This is a genomic window from Devosia sp. YR412, assembly GCF_900110945.1.
Classification (GTDB): domain Bacteria; phylum Pseudomonadota; class Alphaproteobacteria; order Rhizobiales; family Devosiaceae; genus Devosia.
The window spans coordinates 421787-444802 of record NZ_FOFL01000001.1 but is presented as its reverse complement, the minus strand read 5'-3'; the positions used below and the strand labels follow the sequence as shown (position 1 = coordinate 444802).

At 61.8% G+C, this 23016-nt stretch carries 23 protein-coding genes and 3 tRNA genes; 10 read left to right on the top strand and 16 right to left on the bottom strand.

Features of this window, described 5'->3' with window-relative positions:
• Positions 1–132 precede the first annotated feature (132 nt).
• The 7 genes from BM045_RS02185 to BM045_RS02150 all read right to left on the bottom strand — a co-directional run bounded on the left by BM045_RS02185 (position 133) and on the right by BM045_RS02150 (position 5564).
• Positions 133–1194 carry a hypothetical protein gene (locus tag BM045_RS02185; RefSeq protein ID WP_092179353.1) on the bottom strand — a complete coding sequence of 354 codons (1062 nt, stop codon included), beginning with the start codon at positions 1192–1194 and terminating at the stop codon, positions 133–135.
• 84 nt (positions 1195–1278) lie between these two features.
• The gene (locus BM045_RS02180; protein ID WP_092179352.1) at positions 1279–1470 is read right to left on the bottom strand and encodes a hypothetical protein; all 192 of its coding nucleotides are present in this window, start codon (positions 1468–1470) and stop codon (positions 1279–1281) included.
• Between the two features lie 717 nt (positions 1471–2187).
• Positions 2188–2264: transfer RNA gene (locus BM045_RS02170), tRNA-Arg, on the bottom strand.
• A gap of 36 nt (positions 2265–2300) precedes the next feature.
• Positions 2301–2378: transfer RNA gene (locus tag BM045_RS02165), tRNA-Arg, on the bottom strand.
• Positions 2379–2464: 86 nt separating this feature from the next.
• A tRNA-Arg gene (locus tag BM045_RS02160) sits at positions 2465–2541 on the bottom strand.
• Positions 2542–2669: 128 nt separating this feature from the next.
• Positions 2670–4094 carry a sensor histidine kinase gene (locus BM045_RS02155; RefSeq protein WP_092179350.1) on the bottom strand — a complete coding sequence of 475 codons (1425 nt, stop codon included), beginning with the start codon at positions 4092–4094 and terminating at the stop codon, positions 2670–2672.
• A gap of 54 nt (positions 4095–4148) precedes the next feature.
• Positions 4149–5564, bottom strand: coding sequence for an FAD-dependent oxidoreductase (locus BM045_RS02150; RefSeq protein ID WP_170848334.1), 1416 nt, complete (start codon positions 5562–5564; stop codon positions 4149–4151).
• Positions 5565–5795: 231 nt separating this feature from the next.
• Here BM045_RS02150 and rpmH point away from each other — a divergent pair, with 231 nt between their 5' ends.
• The 4 genes from rpmH to yihA all read left to right on the top strand — a co-directional run bounded on the left by rpmH (position 5796) and on the right by yihA (position 8901).
• Positions 5796–5930 carry a 50S ribosomal protein L34 gene (gene rpmH / locus BM045_RS02145; protein WP_046136922.1) on the top strand — a complete coding sequence of 45 codons (135 nt, stop codon included), beginning with the start codon at positions 5796–5798 and terminating at the stop codon, positions 5928–5930.
• A 14-nt stretch (positions 5931–5944) separates the two neighbouring features.
• Positions 5945–6346 carry a ribonuclease P protein component gene (gene rnpA / locus BM045_RS02140; protein WP_092179348.1) on the top strand — a complete coding sequence of 134 codons (402 nt, stop codon included), beginning with the start codon at positions 5945–5947 and terminating at the stop codon, positions 6344–6346.
• A complete protein-coding gene (gene yidC / locus BM045_RS02135) occupies positions 6346–8181 on the top strand; it encodes a membrane protein insertase YidC (RefSeq protein WP_092179347.1) in 1836 nt (611 codons plus the stop codon). The genes rnpA and yidC overlap by 1 nt, the downstream gene beginning before the upstream one ends.
• 75 nt (positions 8182–8256) lie before the next feature.
• The gene (gene yihA, locus BM045_RS02130) at positions 8257–8901 is read left to right on the top strand and encodes a ribosome biogenesis GTP-binding protein YihA/YsxC (protein ID WP_092180789.1); all 645 of its coding nucleotides are present in this window, start codon (positions 8257–8259) and stop codon (positions 8899–8901) included.
• A gap of 6 nt (positions 8902–8907) precedes the next feature.
• On the opposite strand, the gene BM045_RS02125 is transcribed toward yihA, so the two are convergent.
• The 6 genes from BM045_RS02125 to BM045_RS02100 form a co-directional block, all read right to left on the bottom strand.
• Positions 8908–9303 carry a DUF1801 domain-containing protein gene (locus BM045_RS02125; RefSeq protein ID WP_170848333.1) on the bottom strand — a complete coding sequence of 132 codons (396 nt, stop codon included), beginning with the start codon at positions 9301–9303 and terminating at the stop codon, positions 8908–8910.
• 1 nt (position 9304) lies between these two features.
• The gene (locus BM045_RS02120; RefSeq protein WP_092179345.1) at positions 9305–10012 is read right to left on the bottom strand and encodes a glutamine amidotransferase-related protein; all 708 of its coding nucleotides are present in this window, start codon (positions 10010–10012) and stop codon (positions 9305–9307) included.
• 200 nt (positions 10013–10212) lie between these two features.
• Positions 10213–10704 (bottom strand): peptide-methionine (R)-S-oxide reductase MsrB, encoded by a 492-nt coding sequence (gene msrB, locus BM045_RS02115; RefSeq protein WP_280139434.1) that lies wholly within the window; start codon positions 10702–10704, stop codon positions 10213–10215.
• Positions 10705–10927: 223 nt separating this feature from the next.
• Complete coding sequence (locus BM045_RS02110) at positions 10928–11494, bottom strand: fasciclin domain-containing protein (RefSeq protein WP_092179343.1); 567 nt, start codon at positions 11492–11494, stop codon at positions 10928–10930.
• Between the two features lie 239 nt (positions 11495–11733).
• Positions 11734–12438, bottom strand: a complete 705-nt coding sequence (locus BM045_RS02105) for an anti-sigma factor (protein WP_092179342.1) — start codon at positions 12436–12438, stop codon at positions 11734–11736.
• Entirely contained in the window at positions 12435–12989 is a 555-nt protein-coding gene (locus BM045_RS02100; protein WP_092179341.1) for a sigma-70 family RNA polymerase sigma factor, read from the bottom strand. The genes BM045_RS02105 and BM045_RS02100 overlap by 4 nt, the downstream gene beginning before the upstream one ends.
• 192 nt (positions 12990–13181) lie before the next feature.
• Between BM045_RS02100 and argB the strand changes: the two genes are divergently transcribed.
• Both argB and BM045_RS02090 read left to right on the top strand, forming a co-directional pair.
• Complete coding sequence (argB, locus tag BM045_RS02095) at positions 13182–14084, top strand: acetylglutamate kinase (protein WP_092179340.1); 903 nt, start codon at positions 13182–13184, stop codon at positions 14082–14084.
• A 107-nt stretch (positions 14085–14191) separates the two neighbouring features.
• Positions 14192–14869 (top strand): outer membrane protein, encoded by a 678-nt coding sequence (locus tag BM045_RS02090; protein ID WP_092179339.1) that lies wholly within the window; start codon positions 14192–14194, stop codon positions 14867–14869.
• 53 nt (positions 14870–14922) lie between these two features.
• Here BM045_RS02090 and BM045_RS02085 read toward each other — a convergent pair whose 3' ends face one another.
• Together BM045_RS02085 and BM045_RS02080 are read right to left on the bottom strand one after the other, a co-directional pair.
• Entirely contained in the window at positions 14923–16416 is a 1494-nt protein-coding gene (locus BM045_RS02085; protein ID WP_092179338.1) for a DHA2 family efflux MFS transporter permease subunit, read from the bottom strand.
• A gap of 17 nt (positions 16417–16433) precedes the next feature.
• A complete protein-coding gene (locus tag BM045_RS02080) occupies positions 16434–17057 on the bottom strand; it encodes a TetR/AcrR family transcriptional regulator (RefSeq protein WP_092179337.1) in 624 nt (207 codons plus the stop codon).
• 708 nt (positions 17058–17765) lie between these two features.
• On the opposite strand from BM045_RS02080, the gene ilvA reads away from it, so the two are divergent.
• The 3 genes from ilvA (at position 17766) to BM045_RS02060 (ending at position 21522) form a co-directional block, all read left to right on the top strand.
• Entirely contained in the window at positions 17766–19289 is a 1524-nt protein-coding gene (ilvA, locus tag BM045_RS02070; RefSeq protein WP_092179335.1) for a threonine ammonia-lyase, biosynthetic, read from the top strand.
• 193 nt (positions 19290–19482) lie between these two features.
• A complete protein-coding gene (locus BM045_RS02065) occupies positions 19483–20739 on the top strand; it encodes a DUF945 domain-containing protein (protein ID WP_139198675.1) in 1257 nt (418 codons plus the stop codon).
• Between the two features lie 84 nt (positions 20740–20823).
• Entirely contained in the window at positions 20824–21522 is a 699-nt protein-coding gene (locus BM045_RS02060) for a pyrimidine 5'-nucleotidase (protein WP_092179333.1), read from the top strand.
• Here BM045_RS02060 and BM045_RS02055 read toward each other — a convergent pair whose 3' ends face one another.
• A complete protein-coding gene (locus BM045_RS02055) occupies positions 21523–21891 on the bottom strand; it encodes a VOC family protein (RefSeq protein ID WP_092179332.1) in 369 nt (122 codons plus the stop codon). It lies immediately after the preceding gene.
• Positions 21892–22024: 133 nt separating this feature from the next.
• Here BM045_RS02055 and BM045_RS02050 point away from each other — a divergent pair, with 133 nt between their 5' ends.
• Positions 22025–23014 (top strand): potassium channel beta subunit family protein, encoded by a 990-nt coding sequence (locus BM045_RS02050; protein WP_092179331.1) that lies wholly within the window; start codon positions 22025–22027, stop codon positions 23012–23014.
• Positions 23015–23016 lie beyond the last annotated feature (2 nt).

Below are 23016 nucleotides of genomic sequence, written 5' to 3'. Positions count from 1 at the left end.
TCAGGACCAAAAGCTCTTGGGTCTCATAAGCCCCTGAAATTATTCAACCTGCCAAATTTGCTTGGGTCGATTTTCCAAAAGTATTTGGGTCGATTGCGCAATCCGCCAATGTTTTTTGGGTCGGCTGATCTTTCAGGTCGACAGCGGTGTACCGAACTTCCGAATGGCGCCTTGGGCGAGCGCAAGTAGAATGGGCCGCCAAGTTCGCGCTAAGGTATCCACCTGCAGCACCGAAGCCGCTTGAAGGGTAAAGCCGTAGCTGTACTTGCCGTGAACGATGGAGTTTCGGAACGAATACATCGCATCGGCTAGCTTATGACCACTCTCTGAGGGTAGGCCGTTTTCTGCCGCTGCCGAAAGGATAGTCGCGTCAGCAAGGTCGTGAACGAGCTTGATGATTGGCCCCTTCTCGTCTTTGAAGACGAGCTCCAGCACCTTCTTCGAGAAATCAAAATTGCTGATCGAATGGTCGTGTCTCAGAGAACTCATCTGAGCGGCACTTGAGAAGAATCCGAAATACTCGATGATCTTGTACAGGTAGACGCATGCCGCCGTGTCATCCTTCTGGGTCATGGCAGAATATAAGAATCGTAGAGGTTCAACGTTTGACAGCATCGGCGGCCCAGACGCGACTTCACCCGACTTCGGTACGGCGGGGAGCTCTCCCCACTCCATGTCCACCGGCAATAGCAAGGGCCACACACCCGTAACCTCATAGTGCCACCGGCAAGCATTAAGAAAGGCCGCTTCACCTACCGAGGTATCCACACCCAAAATCCTCACCGTCGAAAAATCCGACCAAGCTCCGACGTGCTTGTCCCGCGGCCCCTCCAGCAAAAAGGCGATAAGTGGGGATGGATCACCGAAGGTAATTTCGACACCACCCAGGTTGGCAGCTAGCATCGAAGGATGATGTTCGCCATTTTCCCATAGCATAGGCTCGATGACGAACTCGTGGTACCTTCCTAGGCTGAAACCCACCGCGCCATGGCATACAAATCTGCTGCCGTTGGCGACGGTAATCGCGTCTAGATCCGGCCACCATTTAAAGGTCGGGACGAACAGAGATTCTCCGACCGCTGGCCATGTAACAATCTGCCCTCCGGCAACTTCGGAAAACTTCAGGTAATCTGCTTCGTCATCCGTCACCCTGGGATCGAACTCCAACGGTACGACAGGCTCTTGTTTGCTCATGGATCAATTCTCATCCAGCACATGTACCTATCACCTGGAACATTCCATTTTCTAAGCGATGTTGACCTAGGCCGATCCATCGCTTCAGACCGCTACTGCGGCCTCCTTGATGCGGGCAATGCCGTCCATGCCGATTGCGTTCTCGATCAGCGCTTGGGGCAGCAGATCGTTGGCGGTCCTGGGCGAACCGATCTTGCGAATGCGCGCCGGCGTGGGCTCGCTGTCTTCGTCTTGGTCCATGTCCAGGTCGGGAAATTCGTCGTCGTTGTCGGCCATGATGTGTCTCTTCGCCGGCGGCGGGACGCAAAGATGCGCCCGGCAGGCCGGTCCTCTATGCCCTTCTTGGGCGCTATGTCGGGAGTGGTTCAGGCGCAGACGGCCGCGCGACTACCCGATAGCGATATGAGGGAGAGACGAGCGAGAACGCACGGGAACACGGCGGCGACGAACAATTCGTTGCCGACCTTCGATCCAGCGATGTGCACGGTGTGCGACATGGTAGCTCTCGCTTCAGGTCTGGAACAAATAAGGAACCTTAGTCTGCAGGTCAACCATCAATCTGAAGATTCGATCGAGACGACGATTGAAGGGGAGCGATAGGCAAATCATCAAATATCTAAGGTCTTGCAACCACGCCTTCCTGTTCGCATGATGCAGACGAGGGGGCGAGATGACGGGGCATATCCATGGCTTTGACTTTCATGGAGATTTTCGGATCCTGCAATACCCGACTAATGCGAACCAGCTACTGCGAGCAATTCGCGGTGTCCAAGGCATTTGGGTCAATTGATACTAAAAAAGGAACATCCGGCCAGCGCAGCACTGCGCTGGCCGGATGTTGGCGCCGTCGGATCGAACCGCGAATTTTTGAAATCGACTCCGACTAAACTCTATCCGACAAAATCCGGAGTGATTTGGCAGAGGCGGCAGCACGAACCGCGATGCGCCGTATTAAGGACAGACGCTTAGTACCGGCAAAGAGCAGCAGCCTAGTGGCGGTCGCGGAGGAAATCGAATCCCCGGCCTTCGGAATCGGAATCCGACGCTCTATCCGGCTGAGCTACGCGACCAAACGTGCTGGCGCCGCTTCGAAGCGTCGCCTATCCTGGTGACCCCTGGTGGATTCGAACCACCGACAACCGGTTTAGAAGACCGGTGCTCTAGTCCAGCTGAGCTAAGGGGCCGAACCTCATCGACTCGGGATCGACCCAAGAACCTTTGTAATCGACCCAGGTTCGATTTGGCCCGACAGTTGTCATTGGAAGAGGAATGGCGCGCCCTAAGAGATTCGAACTCCTGACCCCCAGATTCGTAGTCTGGTGCTCTATCCAGCTGAGCTAAGGGCGCGCACGACCGGTTGGACCGGCAGTTTCAGGGGGGAGCGATGTGCTCAACGTCCTGAAGCGGCGCAACCCATACATGGGTGATCCGGGCTTGGCAAGCGCGGCATGACAGTTTTTCGTCAGTGGGGAAAGTTAGTTGGGGACGCGCAGGCTGAGCGGCAGGACGAGATCGAAACGGGTGCCCTGCGGCTGGTCGACGAAGACCAGTTTGCCGCCATGGGCCTCGGTGATTTCGCGGGCGATGGCCAGGCCCAGCCCCGTGCCGCCGGCCCGCGCCGAGCCTTCGAAGGCCACGAAAAGATTGTCGCGGGCCCGCGGCGGCAGGCCGGGGCCGTTGTCGGATACCGAGATGGTGATGCTATCCGCGCTCTCGGCTGTCGTGACGGAAACCTGAGGCGCCGCGACATTGGAGGCTTCCAAGGCTTCGCGGGCGTTTTTCAGCAGGTTGAGGAACACCCGGCCGAGTTGGTTGGAATCGACCGTTAGTATCAGCGCCGCATCCACACCATTGCTGAACACCACATGGGGATGGCCGACCAGCCGCGCCTCGAAGGCAGCGTCATCGATCAGCGGGCGCAGGGCGACGGGCGCCAGCACCGGCAGGGCGGCGGTCTCGCGGCCATAATCGAGCACCGATTGGGCAAAGCCGATGGCCTTGTCGAGCGTGGTGACCAGACGCGGCGCGAGGCGCTGCACCTTGGGATCATCGAGCGTCGCCACCTGGTCGGAGAGCAATTGCGCCGAGGTCAGCGTATTGCGCAGGTCATGGTTGATCTTGGCGACGGCGAGGCCGAGGTCAGCCAGATGGCGGCGCTGGCGCAGCATGGAGAAGAGATCGGATTCCATGGCCGCCAGTTCGCGTTCGACAATGCCGATCTCGTCGCGCCGGGCCGAGGGGACGATGACGAGGCTGGCATTCTCGGGGGCCTGGCGGAAGGCAAGGATGTTCTGGGTCAGGCGGCGGACGGGATAGATGAAGAGATAGCTGGCCAGCAGATAAAGCGCCACGGCGGTGATGGCGGCGATGGCCAAGGAAACAATGCCGATCTGGCGCGAATAGGCCAGCATTTCCTGGCGCAGGGGGCGCTCGGACATCAAGAGTTCGACCTGGCTGGAGCCGATGTCGCCCTCGCCAACGATACGCAGGGTGCGGCCGGGGCCGGCGAACAGCGTATCGAGTGCCCCCATGATCAAGCTCGGCAGATCGCGCTGGCGCATATCGGCGGTGACCACCACATCGGGGCTGAAGGGATCGGCCAGCTCGATCAGTTGGCTCTGGCCTTGGCGGCGATAGACGATGGCATAGGCGCCAGCGGAGGTCAGCAGGCGGTCGGTAAGTTCGCGCGGCAGGGCCATGACGTCGGGCACGGCATCGAGCACGCGGGCGGCCACTACGCCGACGCGCAGGCGGTCATCGAGCCAGCTGGCGCGGTAATTGGCCAGCGAGGGCAGATAGACCACGATCTCGACGAGCAGGATCACCGCCATGATGGTGGCGATGAGCTTGATCGATAGACCGGAGAACCGGCCGGGCAGGACGCTGCGTTCGGCTGTCATATCAAATCATTACAGGGAAAGGGGCCTTGCGCGGAAGCCCCTCGTCGCGCGGGATCAGCGGCGGCCGAGCAGGGGAATTTTCTGCGCCCAGCCAGCTTTAGCCTGCTGGCCGGCAAATTGTTCCGCCAGATCGACCAGGGCCGCGGCAGCGCTGGGCTGCGGCAGGGCCAGGTTGGCAAGATCGCCGAGCCTGAGACCGGCAGTCATGGCCATCGCCAACAGGCCAGCGGTCTCGCCGGCACCCTGCCCGATGCTGCCGGCGGCGGCGATGCTTCCCTTGGCATCGACGACCAGTTTGGCCACGCCATGCGCTGCGCCTTGGGCACGCGCGGTTTCGTTTTCGGCGAGATTGCTGCGCAGCACGGACTGGCCGGGCCGCAGGGTAGCATCCAGCGGACCGAGTTGGGCAAGCATGGGCCGGGTCTGCACCAGGCGCGGCAGGGTGTTCTCGTCGAGCCGGCCGTGGCCACGACCGCTGAGACGGTCGATCAGCAAGCTCGCCTGCTTGAGGCCGACATGGACCTCGTCCTCACCGGCAGCGCCGCCCAGCGCGGTGATGCGCGGGTTGGAGGTCTGGCCATCGGGGCCGAGCAGCAGGCGGTCGGCATGGCTGCGATGGCGGCGCAGCTTGGTGGGGTCGAGCAGGGCAGCGTCGAGATCGGGCGTTCTGCCCATCGCGACGAGAATATGGGAGACGTCGAGACTGTCCTCGGCCTCGCCACGCTTGAGGGCAATGCCGGTGCCCTGGCTGCGCTTGTTGATGGCCGTGACTTCGGCATCGTCGAGAATGACCAGGCCTTCGGCGCGCAGGTCGCGCAGCAGGATCGCCACCAGTTCGGGATCAAAGCCCGGCAGCAGGCCGCCCTGCGGCACCAGCGTCACCATGGAGCCGAGCCGGCGATAGGCCTGGGCCAGTTCGAAGGCGAGCGGCGTGCCACCGATGACCACCAGATGGCTGAGCTTGCGGAGGTTATCGCCGATGGAATCGGGGGTGAAGAATTTGACCTCGTCGAGGCCGGGCAGCGCTGGAACCAGCGGCTGCGAGCCGGTGGTCAGGGCGAACTGGCGCGGGCGGATCGAGGTCTCGCCGCAGCGCATGGTCTGGCGGTCGGTGAAGCTGGCCTCGCCGGAGAGGACCGTGATGCCCAGCGCCGTGAGCCGCTCGTCGGTATCGCGCGGGGCGACGGCTTCGGCAATCGCGTCGGCGCGTTCGCCGATGGTGCGAAAATTGGGTTTGGGTTCGGCATTGCTCAGGCCGAGTTCGGAGGCGGCGCGCAGCATTTGCGCCCGTTCGGCGCTGGCCACAAAGGCGGCTCGGCGCAGGCTGCCGGCGGTCGGGTCATTGGCCTCGTCACGCGGGCGCGGCACCAGCACGACCGCGAGCCCGGCCTGGTGGGCTTTGATGGCCAGGGCCGTGCCAAGCGCGCCCGCGCCGATGACGCAGAGGTCAGGTTTTGCTAAATCCGCCATTACCGCCAACGGCCCGGTTGGAATGTTGCTCGACTTATGCGGGCAACGGCACATGAAAACAACGGGGGAGAGCAGGCAAGGAAGTGGGCCTTGCCGCGTTGACTTGGCTCCAAGTTTTCCCTATAGACGCCACCAACCCGCACCGTGGGCGCTTGGCGCTTGATGTGTGTCTGAAATTCCTGCTTGTGCAGAGCCAAACTAGAGGAACCGTGCCCGGCGCGGTTTGATGTCATGAAGCGTACTTATCAGCCGTCCCAGCTCGTGCGTGCCCGCCGTCACGGTTTCCGTGCCCGTATGGCCACCAAGGACGGCCGTGCGATCATCAACAAGCGCCGCCGCGACGGCCGCAAGAAGCTCACGGCCTAAGGCCCTGTGGCCGGATGACGGCCATCGAGCAGACGCCTGACGCCCTGCGTCGGCTGATCAAGCGAAGCCAGTTTCAAAGGGCTGCCCGGGGCAATCGCGCCGGGCGCTCTGCGTTTGGGCTGCAAGTGATCGCGGCCGACGAGGCTGCTCCCGGTATCGGTTTCACCGTCACCAAGAAAACCGGCAACTCCCCTGAGCGCAATCGCATAAAACGTCGTCTTCGTGCGGCTGTGACAGCATGCGCGCGTGACTTTGTGCCCCACCATGACTATGTGCTGGTCGGACGGCGCGAAGCGCTGACAGAACCCTTTACCAAGCTGGTTGACGACCTGGGCGCGCTGATCGTGCGCGTGCACAAGCCCAGGTCGCCCGACGAGCGCGCATCTCCCGGCCGCGGCCCACGGAAACCGAGATAATGGAAAACAATCGCAACATAATCCTGGCCATCGTGCTCAGCATGGTCGTGCTGTTCGGCTGGCAGTTCTTCGTTGCCGGTCCGCAGATGGAACGCGCACAGCAGCAGGCCCAGATCGCGGCCGAACAGGCTGCAGCGACCAATCCGGGTCTTGCGACACCGGCCAGCCCCGGCTCGGCCGCAACGCCTGCCGTTGCCGGCGCCGCAAGCACGGCCGCCTTCGCCACGCGCGAAGAGGCCCTGGCCGCCAGCCAGCGCGTCAGCATCGAGACCGAGGATCTCTCGGGCTCGATCAACCTGACCGGCGCCCTGCTCGATGACCTGCGCCTCAAGCAGTATCGCGAGACGGTGGAAGACGATTCCCCGATCATCACCCTGCTGACCCCGGCGGGCGTGCCCAATTCCTATTTTGCCGAAGAAGGCTGGTTGCCGGTCGCGGCCAATTCCATCGCCGTTCCCAATGCAGAGACCGTCTGGGCCGTCGAAGGCGACGTGGCCACGCTGACCGCCGAGACGCCGGTGACCCTGGTCTGGGACAATGGCGCGGGCCTCGTCTTCCGCCGCGTGATTTCGGTGGACGAGCATTACCTCTTCACCATCAGCCAGAGCATCGAGAACAATACCGGTGGCGACGTCGCGCTTTACCCCTATGCGCGCATCACCCGCTACAACACGCCCAAGGTCGCCAATTTCTTCATCCAGCATGAAGGCCCGCATGGCGTGCTGGGGTCGAACAACCTGATCTCGAAGAAATATACCGACCTGCAGAAGGACCTGCGCGTCGATTACGAGAACACCACCGGCTGGCTCGGCTTCTCTGACAAATATTGGGCCACTGCTGCCCTGCCGCCCGCCGGCACGACGCTGAACGCCCGTTTCAACTGGTCCAACTCGGCCGGTTACGACGACTACCAGACCTCCTATGTCGAGACCACGCCCGTGGTCATCGCGGCCGGCGCCACTGCCGAGCGCGAGAGCTACCTGTTTGCCGGCGCCAAGGAAGAGGCCGTCATTTCGGCCTATCAGACCGAATATGGCTTTGACCGCTTCGACCTCTTGATCGACTGGGGCTGGCTCTGGTTCATCACCAAGCCGATGTATTTCCTGCTGACCTTCCTGAACGGTATCATCGGCAATTTCGGCGTCGCCGTGCTGGCCGTGACGGTGATCGTCAAGGCGCTGTTCTTCCCGCTTGCCAGCCGCTCCTATGCCTCGATGGCGGCGATGCGCCGCGTGCAGCCGGAGATGAAGTCGATCCAGGAGCGCCTCAAGGACGATCGTCCTGCCCAGCAGCAGGCGATGATGGAGCTCTACAAGAAGGAAAAGATCAATCCGCTCAGCGGTTGCTGGCCGATCCTGATCCAGATCCCGGTGTTCTTCGCCCTCTATACCGTTATTTTCATCAGCCTCGACATGCGCCATGCGCCGTTCTTCGGCTGGATCCAGGATCTGGCAGCGCCCGATCCGACCAATATCTTCACCCTGTTCGGCCTGATCCCGTGGAACCCCACGGCGGTGCCGCTGATCGGCTCGTTCCTGCATCTCGGCGTCTGGCCGGTTATCATGGGCATCACCATGTGGGTGCAGATGAAGCTCAATCCGCCGCCACCGGATCCGACCCAGGCGATGATCTTCAACTACATGCCGATCATCTTCACCTTCATGCTGGGCACCTTCCCGGCGGGTCTGGTGATCTACTGGGCCTGGAACAATACGCTGTCGGTCACCCAGCAGTGGTTCATCATGAAGCGCCATGGCGTCGAAGTGAACCTGCTGGGCAATATCCTCGACACCTTCCGCAAGAAGCCCAAGGTCGACGAACCGGCCAAGTCCTGATCGCCACATCCGATCAGAAATGCTACTGCCCGCCGGAGACCTCCGGCGGGCTTATTGTTTGAAGCGAGCAGCACCATGAGCGACATCGACTATCCTACCGACATGATCGAGCGCGGCCGGCTGCTGTTTGCGCGGCCCTTCCTCTTCGTCAAAGGCTGCGTGCGCATTGCCGACCTGCCGCCGATGGACAAGGTGGAAATTTCCTTTGCCGGGCGCTCCAATGTCGGCAAGTCCAGCCTGATCAATGCGCTCTGCGGCACCTCGGGCCTGGCCCGTACGTCCAACACGCCGGGCCGCACGCAGGAACTCAACATCTTCGAAAGCCAGAGCGAAAACCTGCGCATCGTCGATATGCCCGGCTATGGCTATGCCCGCGCGCCCGAAGACAAGGTGCGGCAGTGGACCAAGCTGATCCACCAGTATCTGACCGGCCGCGCCACCCTGCGCCGCGTCTATGTGCTGGTCGATGGCCGTCATGGCCCCAAGGACAATGACCTGACGGTGATGAACGAGCTCGACAAGGCCGCCGTCAGCTACCAGGTGGTGCTCACCAAGGCCGACAAGCCGAGCGCCGAAGAACTGGTCAAGGTCATCGCCGCCACCAAGGCCGCCCTCACCAAACGCCCCGCGGCGCATCCGCATGTGATCCTGACGTCGTCGGTCAAGGGCGAAGGGCTGAAGGAATTGCGCACCGAGATTGCGATGCTGCTGGAGAGCTGAGGCTCTCTAGCGCGTGGTGCAGGCCACCCAGCGGCGGAGGATTTCCGGCAGGGCCACCGACTTGCCCGCCAGATCTTCGGCATCCTTGAAGGTCACCACGCCACGATCCGGCGCGGCCCAGGCGATGAGCTTTTCTGGATCTTCGAAGCGGAACAGATCATCCGCACCGGCCTTGGCGCCGCGGTGCAGGATCAGCTGCAGCCGGTCGCCGGGATGGATGCGCATGGTGATGCGGTCATCCTCCCCCTTGCCGAAGCTGGGCGCATTCCACTTGATGCGTTCGTTGAGGTCGGGCACGGCGTCAAGGATCAGCCGGCGGAGCGTTTCGATCTCCGCTTTCCGGCCGTGCTGCAACTCGTCCATGTAGGAATCGACCGCAGACAGCTTTTCCGCCACAGCCATGTCAGCGCCTCTTGAAGAACTGCCCGATATAGCCAGCAACATCAGCGCTATTTGATGGCGTGGCAACTGAGGCCAGCGCCCTATCCACCAGAATGTCGGGCGCCTTGCCGCGCCGCAGCTCGGCCAGCGCCAACGTATAGTCATCGGCAAATTCGGGATGCGGCTGGAAGCTCAGCGCCGCGCCATTGCGATAGGCGAGGCCGGCGTTGGGCGTGAAGTCCGAAGCTAGGATGACTTCGGCATCCTTGGGCGGGCTGATCACCTGATCCTGATGCGAGCAGGCGACGGCCAGTGCTACCGGTGCGGTGCGCATGAAATCGGGCCTGGATTTGACCGCATAGCTATGCCGGCCAAGGCCCCAACCCTTTTCAGACTTTCGGACGTCACCGCCCAGCGCATCGGCCATGATCTGGTGGCCAAAGCAGACGCCGAGCATTTTGGTCTGCTTGCCATAGGCATCGCGGATGAAGGCGCGTAGCGGATTGAGCCAGGCATGGTCTTCATAGACGCCCGCAGCCGAGCCGGTGATGACAATGCCTTCAAGGCTGGCCGGATCGGGCAGCGGCGCGCCATCTGACACCGGGATCATCTCATAGCTGAAGCCCTGCCCGGTGCCATCGAACATGGTCTCGAACATTTTCCGGTATGGCCCGAACTGGCCACGCAGCGGCTGCGGCACATCGCCGGTCTGGATGATGGTGAGTTTCATGGAGATGGATATAGCCAGCCGGCTAAGAAGGCGAAAGTGCGATGTTTGCATGGGGGCCAGACATCACCCCACTCTCAATCCCTCCCCATTCAGGGGAGGGAAGCCCTCGTCCAGCGGACTCGATCTTTCTTATCCCTCCCCCTTGTGGGGAGGGTGGCCCCGAAGGGGTCGGTGGGGGTGGGTTTAGGCACGAAGCCTGATCAGGCCGCCACGAACTTCAATGACACGCCATTGATGCAATAGCGCAGGCCGGTCGGCTCGGGGCCGTCTTCAAACACATGGCCCTGATGGCCACCGCAGTTGGAGCAGTGTACTTCGGTGCGCTGCATGAAGAGGCTGTCATCGACCGAGGTGGCGATGCCGCCCTCGATGAAGGTGTAAAAGCTGGGCCAGCCGGTGCCGCTGTCGAATTTGGTCTCGGAGGCAAAGAGCTTCTGGTCGCAGCCGGCGCAGACGAAGGTGCCGGTGCCGTGCTCATCATTGAGCGGCGAGGTGAAGGGGCGCTCGGTGCCTTCGTGGCGCAGCACGTCATAGGCTTCGGGCGAAAGCTTGGCCTTCCATTCGTCGTCAGTCAGCTTGAAGGGAAAGTCGCCTTCGGCAGCCTCGGCCGGCGCATTCATCGGGCGCAGCAGGGCAAAGGCGGAAAGCACGGCGATGGCGGAGCCACCGAGCAGCACGGTACGACGGTCGATTGCCATTTCTCTTCCCTTTCAAAGGTGACCCCGCGCCCGGGACCGCAGGAGGGATGCGGGCGGCAGCGCGGGGTGAAGTGACGGCCAATAGTAGTCCCAGGGCAAGGTATCGGCACGTCAAGTTGTGGTGAGAGGGCGCCGGGGGCGGGCACCCTCTCTATGGACACCATTCGAAGTGGCATCGCATTTGGTTACAATGCCGGTCCGGGAAGGACCGGGATTATTACATTGCCGACTTGGGGGTCAACACAGCATCGATGACGTGGATCACGCCGTTCGACTGGATCACGTCGGCGATGGTCACATTGGCAACGGTGCCGTTTTCGTCGGTCACGGTGACCTTGCCATCGACGGCCTTGAGGGTCAGCTTGCAGCCGCCAACGGTGTCAACAACATGCTCGCCGCCATCGGCTTCAACCATGCCGACGATGTCGGTGGAGAGAGCCTTGGCCGGGATCACGTGGCAAGCCAGGATGGTCGACAGCATTTCCTTGTTCTCTGGCTTCAGCAGCGCGTCGACAGTGCCGGCTGGCAGGGCGTCGAAAGCGGCGTTGACAGGAGCGAGAACGGTGAACGGACCGGGACCCGACAGGGTTTCGACCAGGCCGGCAGCCTTGACGGCGGCGACGAGCGTCGTGTGGTCAGCAGAATTCACGGCGTTTTCAATGATGTTCTTGTCGGCGAACATGGCAGCGCCGCCCACTTCGGGATTTTCCTGGGCGTAGACAGCCGAGCCGGAAATGGCGGAAACGGTCAGCATTGCTGCGAGGGTGATTGCGCGGAAATTCATGGTAGTCGTTCCTCTCTGTGTTTTGTTCCCCTTGTTGTTTCGGGGACAGTCGAAGGAACGGGCCGCTTCGGGAGAAGTTTCAAAACATTATTGTGCGCGGAAAATAAAACTTTCCGGTGATCCATAACAGTCTACACAGCGTAACCTGATATCGTGCAACAAAAAGGGCCACCATCCTTTTGGATGATGGCCCTCGATTTTCATTATATTTATCTGACGCTTGCCGAGATGCAGATCTACTAGATCGGCGTCGCGACACCTGTTGCGACAACCGGGCCGGTCGGGGCGCCGGTGGGCGAACCGCCATCGGGTTCGATCGAAATGGCGAGTACCGAGCCTTCGCCCCAGCCCTGCATCACTTCAGGCGAGAGGGTGATGGCGCTGCGCTCGCTGACCGGAATGACGCCCATCGAGACAGGGGCATTGTCGCCCTGGATGGCCCAGAGTTCGTAATCCTGGCCGGGCAGGTCATCGCCCGACAGAGCCGTCAGGCGGACATTGCCGGTACCATCATAGAGCGCGACGAATTTGACATTGCTGCCTTCGCCTTCAAGCGCGGCGACAAGCTGGGTGGCCAAGGCGCCCGAATCGGGGGCGGGCTGGGCCAGGTTGAAGCCGACGGCAGCCACGGCGACAGCCAGGGCACCGGCGGCGATACCGCGCCAGACCATCAGATTCTCCCAGAAGGAGGTGCGCTGCTCGCCGAACACCCGTTTGGCGATCGCCGAATAGATATGGCCGGGGACCGGGGTCTCAACGAATTCGTCATTGAGCGAGGAAAAGCGCGACAGCCAGAAATCGCGTTCGGCGCGCAGACCCTGATCGTTGTCGATCAGGCTGCCGACGCGGGCATGTTCGCTGCTGGACAGCAGGCCGAGCACATACTCGGCCACGAGGGCATTGCGTCCCTCGAATTCTCCGCCGATGTCATCACTCGTGCTCATGCTGTCAGACACTCTTTCAGTTTGATCAGACTCCGGCGCAGCCAGGTCCGCATCGTGTTCAAGGGCACGGCGTAGCGGCTGGCCAGTTCCTCGTAGCTATAGCCATCGAGATAGGCGCCGCGCACCGCGTCGGCACGATCGGGTTCGAGCGTACCAAGACACTTCTCGATCTGGCCTTTTTCCTCGTTATTCTGGGCCGCCCGCTCCGGAGAGGGACCTGCGTCAGGAATTTCGAGCGCCACATCGATATCGTCGGAAGCCGGACGGCGGGCCCTCAGGATGTCGAGTGAATGGTTGCGTGCCACAGCAACGAGCCAGCTTATCGGGCTGGTATTGCCGGCCACGTAACGATCGGCGCGCTGCCAGATCTTCACGTAAACTTCCTGAACCGCCTCTTCGGCTTCTGATCGGTCCTTCAAGATACGCAGGGTCACCCCGAAGAGTTTCGCACTGGTGCGTTCATAGAGTGACTTGAACGCGGCGCGGTCGCGCAGGGCGCAGCGGGCGATGAGGTCGGCAACCTCTTGAGCGGGTGTCGTTGTCGTGGCCATGGGTATTGCATGCCTCCCCTGATGCCTTTGCCTCGCCCTTGCCCGGTGCGATGTGCGGCATGAGCTTACAACGCCTCAAAAACTCGCTTGGATCAATTGGCAAATGCGCCACAACCGTCTTTTCCTTTCCGCATTCATGCTCTAGACCCGTTGCGAACCGCGTGCCGCCTTGCCAACAGAATGGGTCCCTCCATGACCGAAGAGACTAGCTCGACCGACCGCTTCAGCCATGATGCGGGGATCCTTGCGCAGGCCCTGCCCTATATGCAGCGCTACGAGGGCAAGACCGTCGTGGTGAAATACGGCGGCCATGCCATGGGCGACGCCAAGCTGGGGCAGGCCTTTGCCCGCGACATCGCTCTGCTCAAGCAGAGCAAGGTCAATCCGATCGTGGTGCATGGCGGCGGGCCGCAGATTGCCTCGATGCTGGCCAAGCTGGGCATCGAATCCAAGTTCGAGGGCGGCCTCCGCGTTACCGACCAGCGGACCATGGAAGTGGTCGAAATGGTCCTGGCCGGCTCGATCAACAAGGAAATTGTCGCGCTGATCAATGCCGAAGGCGAATGGGCCATCGGCCTCTGCGGCAAGGACGGCAATATGGTCTTTGCCAAGAAGGCCGTGAAGACCGTCAAGGACCCGACCTCCAACATCGAGAAAGTGCTCGATCTCGGCTTCGTCGGCGAGCCGGTGGAAGTCGATCGCACGCTGCTCGACCTGTTGGCCCGTTCGGAAATGATCCCGGTGATCGCCCCGGTCGCACCCGGCCGCGACGGGAATACCTATAATATCAATGCCGATACTTTCGCGGGCGCCATCGCCGGCTCGCTCGGCGCCAAGCGCCTGTTGTTCCTGACCGACGTGCCGGGCGTGCTCGACCGCGATGGCAAGCTGATCCCCGAGCTTTCGGTGCGTGAGGCCAAGGAGCTGATCGCCGACGGCACCATCTCGGGCGGGATGATTCCAAAGGTGGAAACCTGCCTCGAGGCGCTGGACAATGGCGTCGAGGGCGTGGTGATCCTCAATGGCAAGATGCCGCATGTGGTGCTGGTCGAGCTATTCACCGAGTTCGGCGCCGGTACGCTCATCGTTCGCTAACCATAGCGGGGATGCACGACGGTTTGGGTGGGGGTGTGACCCTTTGGTCATGGCCCCATCTAACAAAACGTGGCAAATTTTAGCCAGTTCATTTTTTGGGGGTTTTCATGGGTTTCAAGATCAAGCTGGCGGCGGCGCTGATCGCGGTTGTGGCTGGAGCGCCCGTGCTGGCTGCCAATGCGCAGCAGCTGGTGGCGCCGGTCATCACCAACCAGACCTACCAGCCGGCCTATTCGGCCTGGGATGGCTTCTATGTCGGTGCGCAGGGCAGCCTGATCGGCATGAAGAGCCATGAGACCAATACCGTAATCGCGACGCCCCCGGCCACCGAGCAGCTGCTCGGCGATATCGGCGGCAGCGCCGGCGTCTTCGCTGGCTATCGCATGCAGCTGAACGACTGGTTCGTGCTCGGCGTGGATGCCGAGCTCAACAATGTCGCGACCCAGTTCGAGTATAACGGCCTCAACTATGGTGCGCTGAAGTGGGACACCGCAGTCCGCGCCACGCTGGGCTACCCCGTCGCCAACAATGTGCTGGCCTATGGCACCGTGGGTTATTCCTGGGGCCGCTTTGACATGTCGCCAGCTCTGGGCGCCGGTTCGGAATTCACCGCCGGTGGTTTCCAGCTCGGCCTCGGCGTCGACATGATGGTCACCCAGAACATCATGGCCCGCCTCAATGCGACCTGGACCCATTATGGCGTCAATTCGGTGCCTGGTCCCGCCGGCCGCACCAGCGAGCCGAGCAATGCGGTGATCCGCGCCGGCCTCGGCTGGAAGTTCTAAAAACCGCCGATCCTGAATTGAAGGCCGCCCCGAGGGGCGGCCTTTTTTGTTTGCTAGACTTCGATGGCCACATGCTGGGGCGGGGCAAAGCCTGCGCCGCGCTTGGGCGCCTTGAAGAAGAAGGCGAGCACAAGGACCAGGGCGAAAGCCGCCACTTGGTACCAGAGCGCATAGGCCGTCGCATTGGCGAAGGCGGCATGCGGCGCTGCGCCGGTGGCGAAGTCACTGGCCAGCGTCGTGAAGAACAGCTCGCCCACGAGTGCCACGCCGAGCGCACCACCGACCTGCTGAAAGGCCTGCAGCGAACCCGAACCGGCACCGGCATCGCGCGGTGGCACATTGGCCAGAACCAGCTGGAACAGCGACGAAAAGCCGAGGCCAAGGCCGATGCCGGCCAGCAGCAGCGGCGGCAGGAAGCTCCAGTGGTCGATCGTGTCGCCGACACCGGCGATGATGAAATGCAGCCAGGCAATGCCCAGCGTCAGCAGCGCACCGGCACCGGCCAGACGGCCACGCAGGTAGTTGGCGCCAAAGCGGCCGGCGATACCCGAAGCGATCAGCACGCCGACCGAGAAGGGCGTATTGGTCAGGCCCGATTCCAGCGCGCTGAAGCCGAAGCCGCCCTGCAGCAGCAGGGAGATGACCATGAACATGCCGGGAATGCCCGAGGCGAAAATGGTCACGACAAACGCGCCGAACATGAAATCCCTGTTGGTCAGGAGATCATAGTTGAGCAGCTGCGGTTCGTTGCGCTGGGCGCGGGCCTTCTGCCAGAAGAAGAAGGCGACCAGACCGATCAGGCCCACGGCGATCATGCCAAAGGCCCAGAGCGGCCAGCCATAGGCGCGGCCTTCGACGATCGGGAAGACCACGGCGATGATCGACAGGCCGAACAGGGCAATACCGACATAGTCGTTCTTGATGTCAGGATGACCCGGCACGCGCGGGATCAGGTAGAGGCCGGCGACCACGGCAGCGATGCCGACGGGAACGTTGACCAAAAAGATCGGCTGCCAGTCGAGACCGAACAACTGGGCGTTGATCAGCAGGCCGCCAACGATCGGGCCGCAAACGGCGGCAAGACCAGCCGACAGACCGAACAGCGAAAAGGCCTGGCCGCGTTCATGGGGCGGGAAGGTCACCGTGGCGATGGCCAGCACCTGCGGCGTCATCATGGCGCCAGCCAAGCCCTGGATCACGCGGGCCACGATCAGGAATTCAATATTGGGGGCCATGCCGCAGAGCGCGGAGGCAATGGTGAAGCCGGCAACGCCCCAGAGGAAGAGCGTGGTGCGGCCCAGGATGTCGCCGAGGCGACCGAAGGGCAAAAGCCCCAGCGCGAAGGCAAGTATATAGGCAGCGACGACCCATTCGATCTGGGTATCGCTGGCACCAAGGCCAGTGCGCATCGAAGGCAGCGCGACGTTGACGATGGTCACGTCGATCAGGTTCATGAAATTGGCGATGAGCAGCACGAAGAGCGCGATCCAGCGGCGCGGATCGGGTGGTGCTGCGGCGCCGGCAGCGGCGGGAGAATGGGCGGACATGGTAGTTTTCCTTGAGCTTATGGTCTGCGGATAAAAGCGCGTTCGAGCTCGGCCAAAGCCTGCTCGACCAGCGAAGGCGAAGTGTCTGGCCGGCGCCAGGAGTCGGAGAGGGCGCCGGTCGCAATCATGGCGGCCGCCTCGGGGTCGAGGTCGGGCCGGAAAGAGCCATCGGCAATGCCGAGGCGGAAGATGTCGGCAAACTGGCCGCGCCAGAACCGGTGCAGCGGCAGGACGATCGCGGCGACGGCGGCATCTCGCCTCGCCCGCTCGACAAGTTCTGTCAGTATGATGATGAGCTCGGGCATTTCCCGTGCGGTTTCGCGAAAATCGTCGAACTCGAGATGCAGCTGTTCGAGGCCGGTCTTGCCTTCGCGCGAATTGCGCAGGGCCTGGGCACGGAACTCGGCGCGGATGCTCTCTGCCACCAGGGCGACCAGGGCTTCCTTGGTGGGCACGTGATAATGCAGCGTGGCGATATTGATGCCGACACGCGCCGCGATGTCGCGGGTGCGCAGGCCTTCGAGGCCCTTTTCGACGATGATCGCCCGTGCCGCCTTGGCCACGGCGATGCGCCGGTCATCGCCGCTTTCGCGCTTGCCGGGTGCCGTGGGATCGAGAGATTTGCAGTCTTCGCTTTTCATGGGTGCTGCCTATAGACCCAAATTTCCTCTCAATCAAATGATTGATGGAGTGCCAGCCATGCAAAATCGGACGGACATACGGTGAGCTGCGACGCTAACTCCCTGAGGCGTCCCGATTAAGAATAACAATGGAAGGTATTTGAACTAAAACACGCCTGCGCTATTTCTGTGGCGGGACGCAGGATTGTATCGATGAAGAAGTTATTGACACTGTGCGCAGCATCCGCCGCCGGGCTGGTGCTGCTGGGATGGAGCTTTGTGCTGCCCATTGTCGGGCTGCTCTATCTAACCGGCCAGTTGCACTAGCCGAGCAGGCTGACCGCCAAAAACTGCATGCCGGCTGCCGCGACAAACAAAACCATCCACGCCTCTACGGCGAGCCCACAGATTACCGCTAGTTTTCCGAGGTACATGACCCCTCCGCACGCTATCGTCCGTCATCATAAACGACAGATGCTGACGGAAAGTTTCAGACGCGCTCAACCGAAAAGGCGCCTCATCTCGTCATGCATCGTGTCGGCAACGGGACAGTCCAGGCCCGTCATTTCATGTGCCGGCTTCTGGCGCCGCTTTCCCCAAAGCGACGCAGCCCGACGATAACGGAATAATTTGCGTGCTTTGTCCAGCCCGCATTGGGGCTTGCCCTGCCGCCGGGTTGACAAAGCCTCGGTCCGGGGCTCCATCAGCGTCACATTGGAGTGCCCGCAAATGCAGGACTATGTCCGCCGCATCCTCACCTCGTCGGTCTATGAAGTGGCCGAACAGACCCCGCTTGAAACCATGAACCTGCTGTCGGCCCGGCTCGGCGCCGAGGTACTGCTCAAGCGCGAGGACATGCAGCCGGTCTTCTCCTTCAAGATTCGCGGCGCGCATAACCGCATCGCCCAGCTGACCGAAGAAGAGCGCGCCCGTGGCGTGATCTGCGCTTCGGCCGGCAATCATGCGCAGGGCGTCGCCCTCTCGGCCGCGCGCCAGGGCATTCGTGCGGTCATCGTCATGCCAACCACCACGCCGGTGATCAAGATCGGTGCCGTGCGGCGGCTGGGTGGCGAAGTCGTGCTGTTCGGCGACGGGTTCGATGCCGCCCGCGCCCATGCGGCTGAACTGGCGGAGAAGCATGGCTATGTCGTGGTGCATCCCTTCGATGATCCCGATGTCATTGCCGGCCAGGGCACGATCGGCATGGAATTGCTGCGCCAGCATCCGGGCGAGATCGGTGCGATCTATGTGCCGGTCGGTGGTGGCGGGTTGGCGGCGGGCATTGCCGCTTTTGTCAAATTCCTGCGCCCCGAAATCAGGGTGATCGGCGTCGAGCCGGAAGAAGCCGCCAGCATGAAGGCCGCCATTGCCGCCGGCCATCCGGTGGCGCTTGACCAGGTGGGCCTCTTTGCCGATGGCGTCGCCGTGCGCCAGGTAGGCGAGGAAACCTTCCGCATCTGCCGCGAACTGCTCGACGATATCGTCACCGTCAGCGCCGACGAAATCTGCGCCGCCATCAAGGACATCTTTGACGACATGCGGGCCATTGCCGAACCGGCCGGTGCGCTGGCCCTGGCCGGCCTGCGCCGTCAGGTCGAGACCGGCCAGGCGCCGCGTGGCGCGCTGATCGCCATCAATTCCGGCGCCAATGTCAATTTCGACCGGCTGCGCTATGTCGCCGAGCGCGCCGAGATCGGCGAGCGGGCCGAGGCTCTGCTCAGCGTTGAAATCCCCGAGCGTCCCGGCAGCTATCGCGCCTTCATCCGCCTGCTCGGCCAACGCTCGATCACCGAGTTCAACTACCGCTATGCCCATGGTGCTCGGGCGCGCATCTTCGTCGGCATCAAGCTCAGCCGCGGCGAGGCGGAAAAGCAGGAAATCATCGCCCTGCTAGAAGACCATGGCCTGGGCGTGCTCGACCTCACCGACAATGAAGTGGCCAAGCTGCATGTCCGGCATATGGTCGGCGGCCGGGTGGAGGATCTCAATGACGAGGTGGTCTACCGCTTCCAGTTCCCCGAGCGGCCGGGGGCATTGCTGAAATTCCTCGAAGGCCTCAACGACGCCTGGAACATCTCCCTGTTCCACTATCGCAATCACGGCGCCGACTATGGCCGCGTGCTGGTCGGCGTGCAGGTGCCCGAGGCGACGCGCAGCGACTTCATCGCTCATATCGAGGCCATCGGCTTTCCCTATTGGGAAGAGACGAATAATCCGGCCTATCGGCAGTTTCTCGATCACGAACGGGCCTGAACGGCAGAAGCGTCACAATCGTGTCGTCGTCGTTATGATGCAATAAACCGACAATAAAGACAGCAAGCCGCTTTGTGGCCTAAATCTATTGCAACTCAATGCTCAAGGAGCCATTTCCCCTCAGCGGCGATTGGTTCCAGAGCCAATAAATTCGCCCAACCGACCAATAAACACAACAAAGCCGGAGATGACGATGAGGACCAACCAGACTGCCCGCCTGCTGCTGCTGAGCAGCGTTGCGACCGCTGCCCTGATGACCCCAGCCATGGCGCTGGAGGCCCAGGCCTTTGTCGATCGCGTTGCTGAAGTGTACAAGCACATCGGCTATGACCTCAGCTTCGGCGCGGCCACGCTGGATGGCGACACCATCACTGTCGATGGCGTCACCGTTGGTTTCACCCCGGAGGTCGAAGGCATGGAGCCGACGGTTTTCGATACCGAGCTGACCTTTTCGGGCGTCGCCGAAGGCGCTGACGGCAGCTACACCGTCGAATCGCTGACCATCCCCGATATCGACACCGAATTTGCCAGCGCACCGGAGCCGGTTGGTCACGTCACCGCCAGCGATATCCGCGCCGACAGCCTCTATATTCCCGCTGGCGACACAGTTCCTGCCGTCATGCTGTTGCAGTTGGTCGGCTCGCTGAGCAGTGGTCCTGTCGTCGTCACCCGCGATGGCGAGGAAGTGTTCTCGGTCGAGGGCATGGAAGCCGTCTCGACCTTTAACCCGTCGCAGGGCACGGCCGATCTGGTCGACCTCAGCTCGGTGCTGAACATCTCCGGCATTTCGCTCGATCTGTCGACGGTCAGCGAAGAAGACCCCGCAGCCGGCGCCACGATCGAAGCGCTTGGCCTGACCAATGTCAGCGGCGACATCACCCAGGATTTCTCTTGGACCATGGCTGACGGCCATATGACGCTCAATGAATTCCTGTTCGACTTCGCCGATATCGGCGCGCTCGACATCACCGGCGAATTTACCGGCTTGACCCCGGCCGTGCTCGACCAGCTCTATGCGATGCAGGCTGCCATGGCGACGACGGACGGCGCTGCACCGACCGAAGAACAGGCCCAGGCACAGATGATGCAGGGCATGGCGATCATGCAGGGCGTCAATATCGTCAACACCTCGGTGCGCTATGACGACGCCTCGCTGGCCGGCAAGCTGCTCGACTTCTTTGCCGCCGAGGCCGGCACCGACCGTGCCACCTTCGTCACCGGCCTCAAGGCACAGCTGCCGCTGATGCTGGCCGGCTCGGGCATCCCGGCCCTTAATGACGTGGTGATCCCGCCCGTGGAAGCCTTCCTCGACGCGCCGGAAAGCCTCGAGGTCAAGATCGCCCCGCCGTCGCCGACCTCGCTGCTGGTGCTGATGGCCGCTGCCGCCAACCCGGCCGGCCTGATCACCGCGCTCGGTCTCGTCGTCGAAGCCAACCAGGCTGCTGAGTAATTTCGGCTAGGGGGAGCGGCGTCAGCGCCGCTCCCTTTTTCGTCAGGTGAAATGTTCACAAATCTGCGCTAGGTTCGAGCGACTATGAACCATATGTCGCCCCCTCGCAGCCTCAGCCACATTACCGATTGGGTGTTCGATCTCGACAACACCCTCTATCCGCGCAGCTGCAACCTGTTCGCCCAGATCGATATCCGCATCACCAATTATGTGATGGACCTGACCAAGCTGGATTTCGACGCCGCCCGCGCCCTGCAGAAGACCTATTACCGCGACTTCGGTACTACGCTGAACGGGCTGATGACCCAGCACACCGTCGATCCCGACGATTTCCTCAATTCCGTCCATGCCATCGATTATGCGCCGGTCGATCCGCATCCCGACCTGGTGGACGCCATCCGCGCCCTGCCCGGCCGCAAGTTCATCCTGACCAATGGCGATGTCGGCCATGCGCGTTCGGTGCTGAAACGGCTCGGCGGCGATGACCTGTTCGAGCATGTGCATGACATCCGCGCCATGACCTATGTGCCCAAGCCGCACAAGGCCGCCTATGACGGCTTTTTCGCCCTGCACAGCATCGACCCGACCCGCGCCGTGATGTTCGACGACCTGGAGAAAAACCTCGTCGTGCCGCATGACATGGGCATGTCGACCGTGCAGGTTGTGGCCGGCCCGGACTTCGTGCATGAACAGGTCGACGCTTGGGAACTCGACCGCGCCGCCGGCCCGCATGTGCATCACATCACCGACGACCTGGCGAAGTTTTTGCGCGAGCGGCCGTGATTACATCGAGTTCAGGTGCAGGATATTGCCGTCCGGGTCCTTGAACCAGACCATCCTGAAATCCCCAGCCGAGTGGATGCCGTCCTTGTAGTCCATGCCGGGATATTGCTCGAAGCTGACACCCTTGGCTTTGAGCGCCTCCACGATCGCCTCGATCTCGTCGCCGACTCCCCAGACCACCGCATTGGCCTGGTTGGTGCCGGCAAAGTCGGACTTGTAGACCACAAGCGTGGTCGCGCCGGTCTTGAACTGCATCACATTGTCATCGCCCTCGACCAGCGAGAGGCCAAGCGTCTTGCCGTAAAAATCCCTGGCCCGTGCCATGTCTGTCACCGCGACGATGGCCGCAGAATCCTTGTCCTTGAGCATGTGGCGTCTCCTCTGTCTGAGCTTGCAACGCGGATCGCGTCGCCCGGTTCAATGACGAGTGGGAACCGGCTGGACAGACACCCGTTGCCCCACTAGCGTCATCGTCAACTGCCGATAAATCAGGAACATTGCTATGGAATATCGTCGCTTGGGCAAATCTGGCCTCAAGGTCAGCGAACTGTCGCTCGGCAGCTGGGTCACTTTCAGCAAGCAGGTCGATGAAAAGGAAGCCCTGTCGCTGATGGGCCTGGCCTATGACGAAGGCGTCAATTTCTTCGACAATGCCGAAGGCTATGAAGCCGGTGAATCCGAAGCCCTGATGGGCGCGGCGCTCAACAAACTGGGCTGGAGCCGCGACTCTTATTCGGTGTCGTCGAAAGTGTTTTGGGGCGGCGAGAAGCCGACGCAGAAGGGACTTTCCCGCAAGCACGTGACCGAAGCCGCCCATGCCGCGCTCAAGCGCCTGCAGGTGGATTATCTCGACCTCTATTTCTGCCACCGGCCGGATATCGACACGCCGATCGAGGAAACCGTCTGGGCGATGCACAATCTCATCACCCAGGGCAAGGTGCTCTATTGGGGCACCTCGGAGTGGAATGCTCAGCAGCTCACCGAAGCCTGGGCCTTTGCCCGCGCCAACAGCCTGATCGGCCCGACAATGGAGCAGCCGCAATATAATCTCTTCACCCGCCAGAAGGTCGAGCACGACTATCTGCCGCTCTATGAGCTGATGGGCCTGGGCACCACGATCTGGTCGCCGCTGGCGTCTGGCGCCCTCACCGGCAAATACAATGACGGCATTCCCGCCGACAGCCGCATGAACCTGCCGGGCTATGAATGGCTCAAGAAAGAATGGACCAGCGAGGCCGGCAAGGCCAAGCTGGAGCAGATCAAGCAACTAGCGACGCTGGCCAAGGAAATCGGCCTGCCGGTGCATCACCTGGCCCTGCTGTGGTGCCTCGCCAATCCGCATGTCTCGACGGTGATCCTCGGCGCCTCTAAGAAAGCCCAGCTTGAGGACAACCTCTCGACACTGAAGTCCAAGGCCAAGCTGACCCCGGACGTGATCGAAAAGATCGAAGCCATCATGGGCAACAAGCCCAAGGCCTTTGAACGCTACTGACA

Coding starts and splice junctions, on each gene's coding strand:
- BM045_RS02185 (WP_092179353.1), bottom strand. CDS start 1,194: ATGAGCAAACAAGAGCCTGTCGTACCGTTGGAGTTCGATCCCAGGGTG.
- BM045_RS02180 (WP_092179352.1), bottom strand. CDS start 1,470: ATGGCCGACAACGACGACGAATTTCCCGACCTGGACATGGACCAAGAC.
- BM045_RS02155 (WP_092179350.1), bottom strand. CDS start 4,094: ATGACAGCCGAACGCAGCGTCCTGCCCGGCCGGTTCTCCGGTCTATCG.
- BM045_RS02150 (WP_170848334.1), bottom strand. CDS start 5,564: ATGGCGGATTTAGCAAAACCTGACCTCTGCGTCATCGGCGCGGGCGCG.
- rpmH (WP_046136922.1), top strand. CDS start 5,796: ATGAAGCGTACTTATCAGCCGTCCCAGCTCGTGCGTGCCCGCCGTCAC.
- rnpA (WP_092179348.1), top strand. CDS start 5,945: ATGACGGCCATCGAGCAGACGCCTGACGCCCTGCGTCGGCTGATCAAG.
- yidC (WP_092179347.1), top strand. CDS start 6,346: ATGGAAAACAATCGCAACATAATCCTGGCCATCGTGCTCAGCATGGTC.
- yihA (WP_092180789.1), top strand. CDS start 8,257: ATGAGCGACATCGACTATCCTACCGACATGATCGAGCGCGGCCGGCTG.
- BM045_RS02125 (WP_170848333.1), bottom strand. CDS start 9,303: ATGGCTGTGGCGGAAAAGCTGTCTGCGGTCGATTCCTACATGGACGAG.
- BM045_RS02120 (WP_092179345.1), bottom strand. CDS start 10,012: ATGAAACTCACCATCATCCAGACCGGCGATGTGCCGCAGCCGCTGCGT.
- BM045_RS02110 (WP_092179343.1), bottom strand. CDS start 11,494: ATGAATTTCCGCGCAATCACCCTCGCAGCAATGCTGACCGTTTCCGCC.
- BM045_RS02105 (WP_092179342.1), bottom strand. CDS start 12,438: ATGAGCACGAGTGATGACATCGGCGGAGAATTCGAGGGACGCAATGCC.
- BM045_RS02100 (WP_092179341.1), bottom strand. CDS start 12,989: ATGGCCACGACAACGACACCCGCTCAAGAGGTTGCCGACCTCATCGCC.
- argB (WP_092179340.1), top strand. CDS start 13,182: ATGACCGAAGAGACTAGCTCGACCGACCGCTTCAGCCATGATGCGGGG.
- BM045_RS02090 (WP_092179339.1), top strand. CDS start 14,192: ATGGGTTTCAAGATCAAGCTGGCGGCGGCGCTGATCGCGGTTGTGGCT.
- BM045_RS02085 (WP_092179338.1), bottom strand. CDS start 16,416: ATGTCCGCCCATTCTCCCGCCGCTGCCGGCGCCGCAGCACCACCCGAT.
- BM045_RS02080 (WP_092179337.1), bottom strand. CDS start 17,057: ATGAAAAGCGAAGACTGCAAATCTCTCGATCCCACGGCACCCGGCAAG.
- ilvA (WP_092179335.1), top strand. CDS start 17,766: ATGCAGGACTATGTCCGCCGCATCCTCACCTCGTCGGTCTATGAAGTG.
- BM045_RS02065 (WP_139198675.1), top strand. CDS start 19,483: ATGAGGACCAACCAGACTGCCCGCCTGCTGCTGCTGAGCAGCGTTGCG.
- BM045_RS02060 (WP_092179333.1), top strand. CDS start 20,824: ATGAACCATATGTCGCCCCCTCGCAGCCTCAGCCACATTACCGATTGG.
- BM045_RS02055 (WP_092179332.1), bottom strand. CDS start 21,891: ATGCTCAAGGACAAGGATTCTGCGGCCATCGTCGCGGTGACAGACATG.
- BM045_RS02050 (WP_092179331.1), top strand. CDS start 22,025: ATGGAATATCGTCGCTTGGGCAAATCTGGCCTCAAGGTCAGCGAACTG.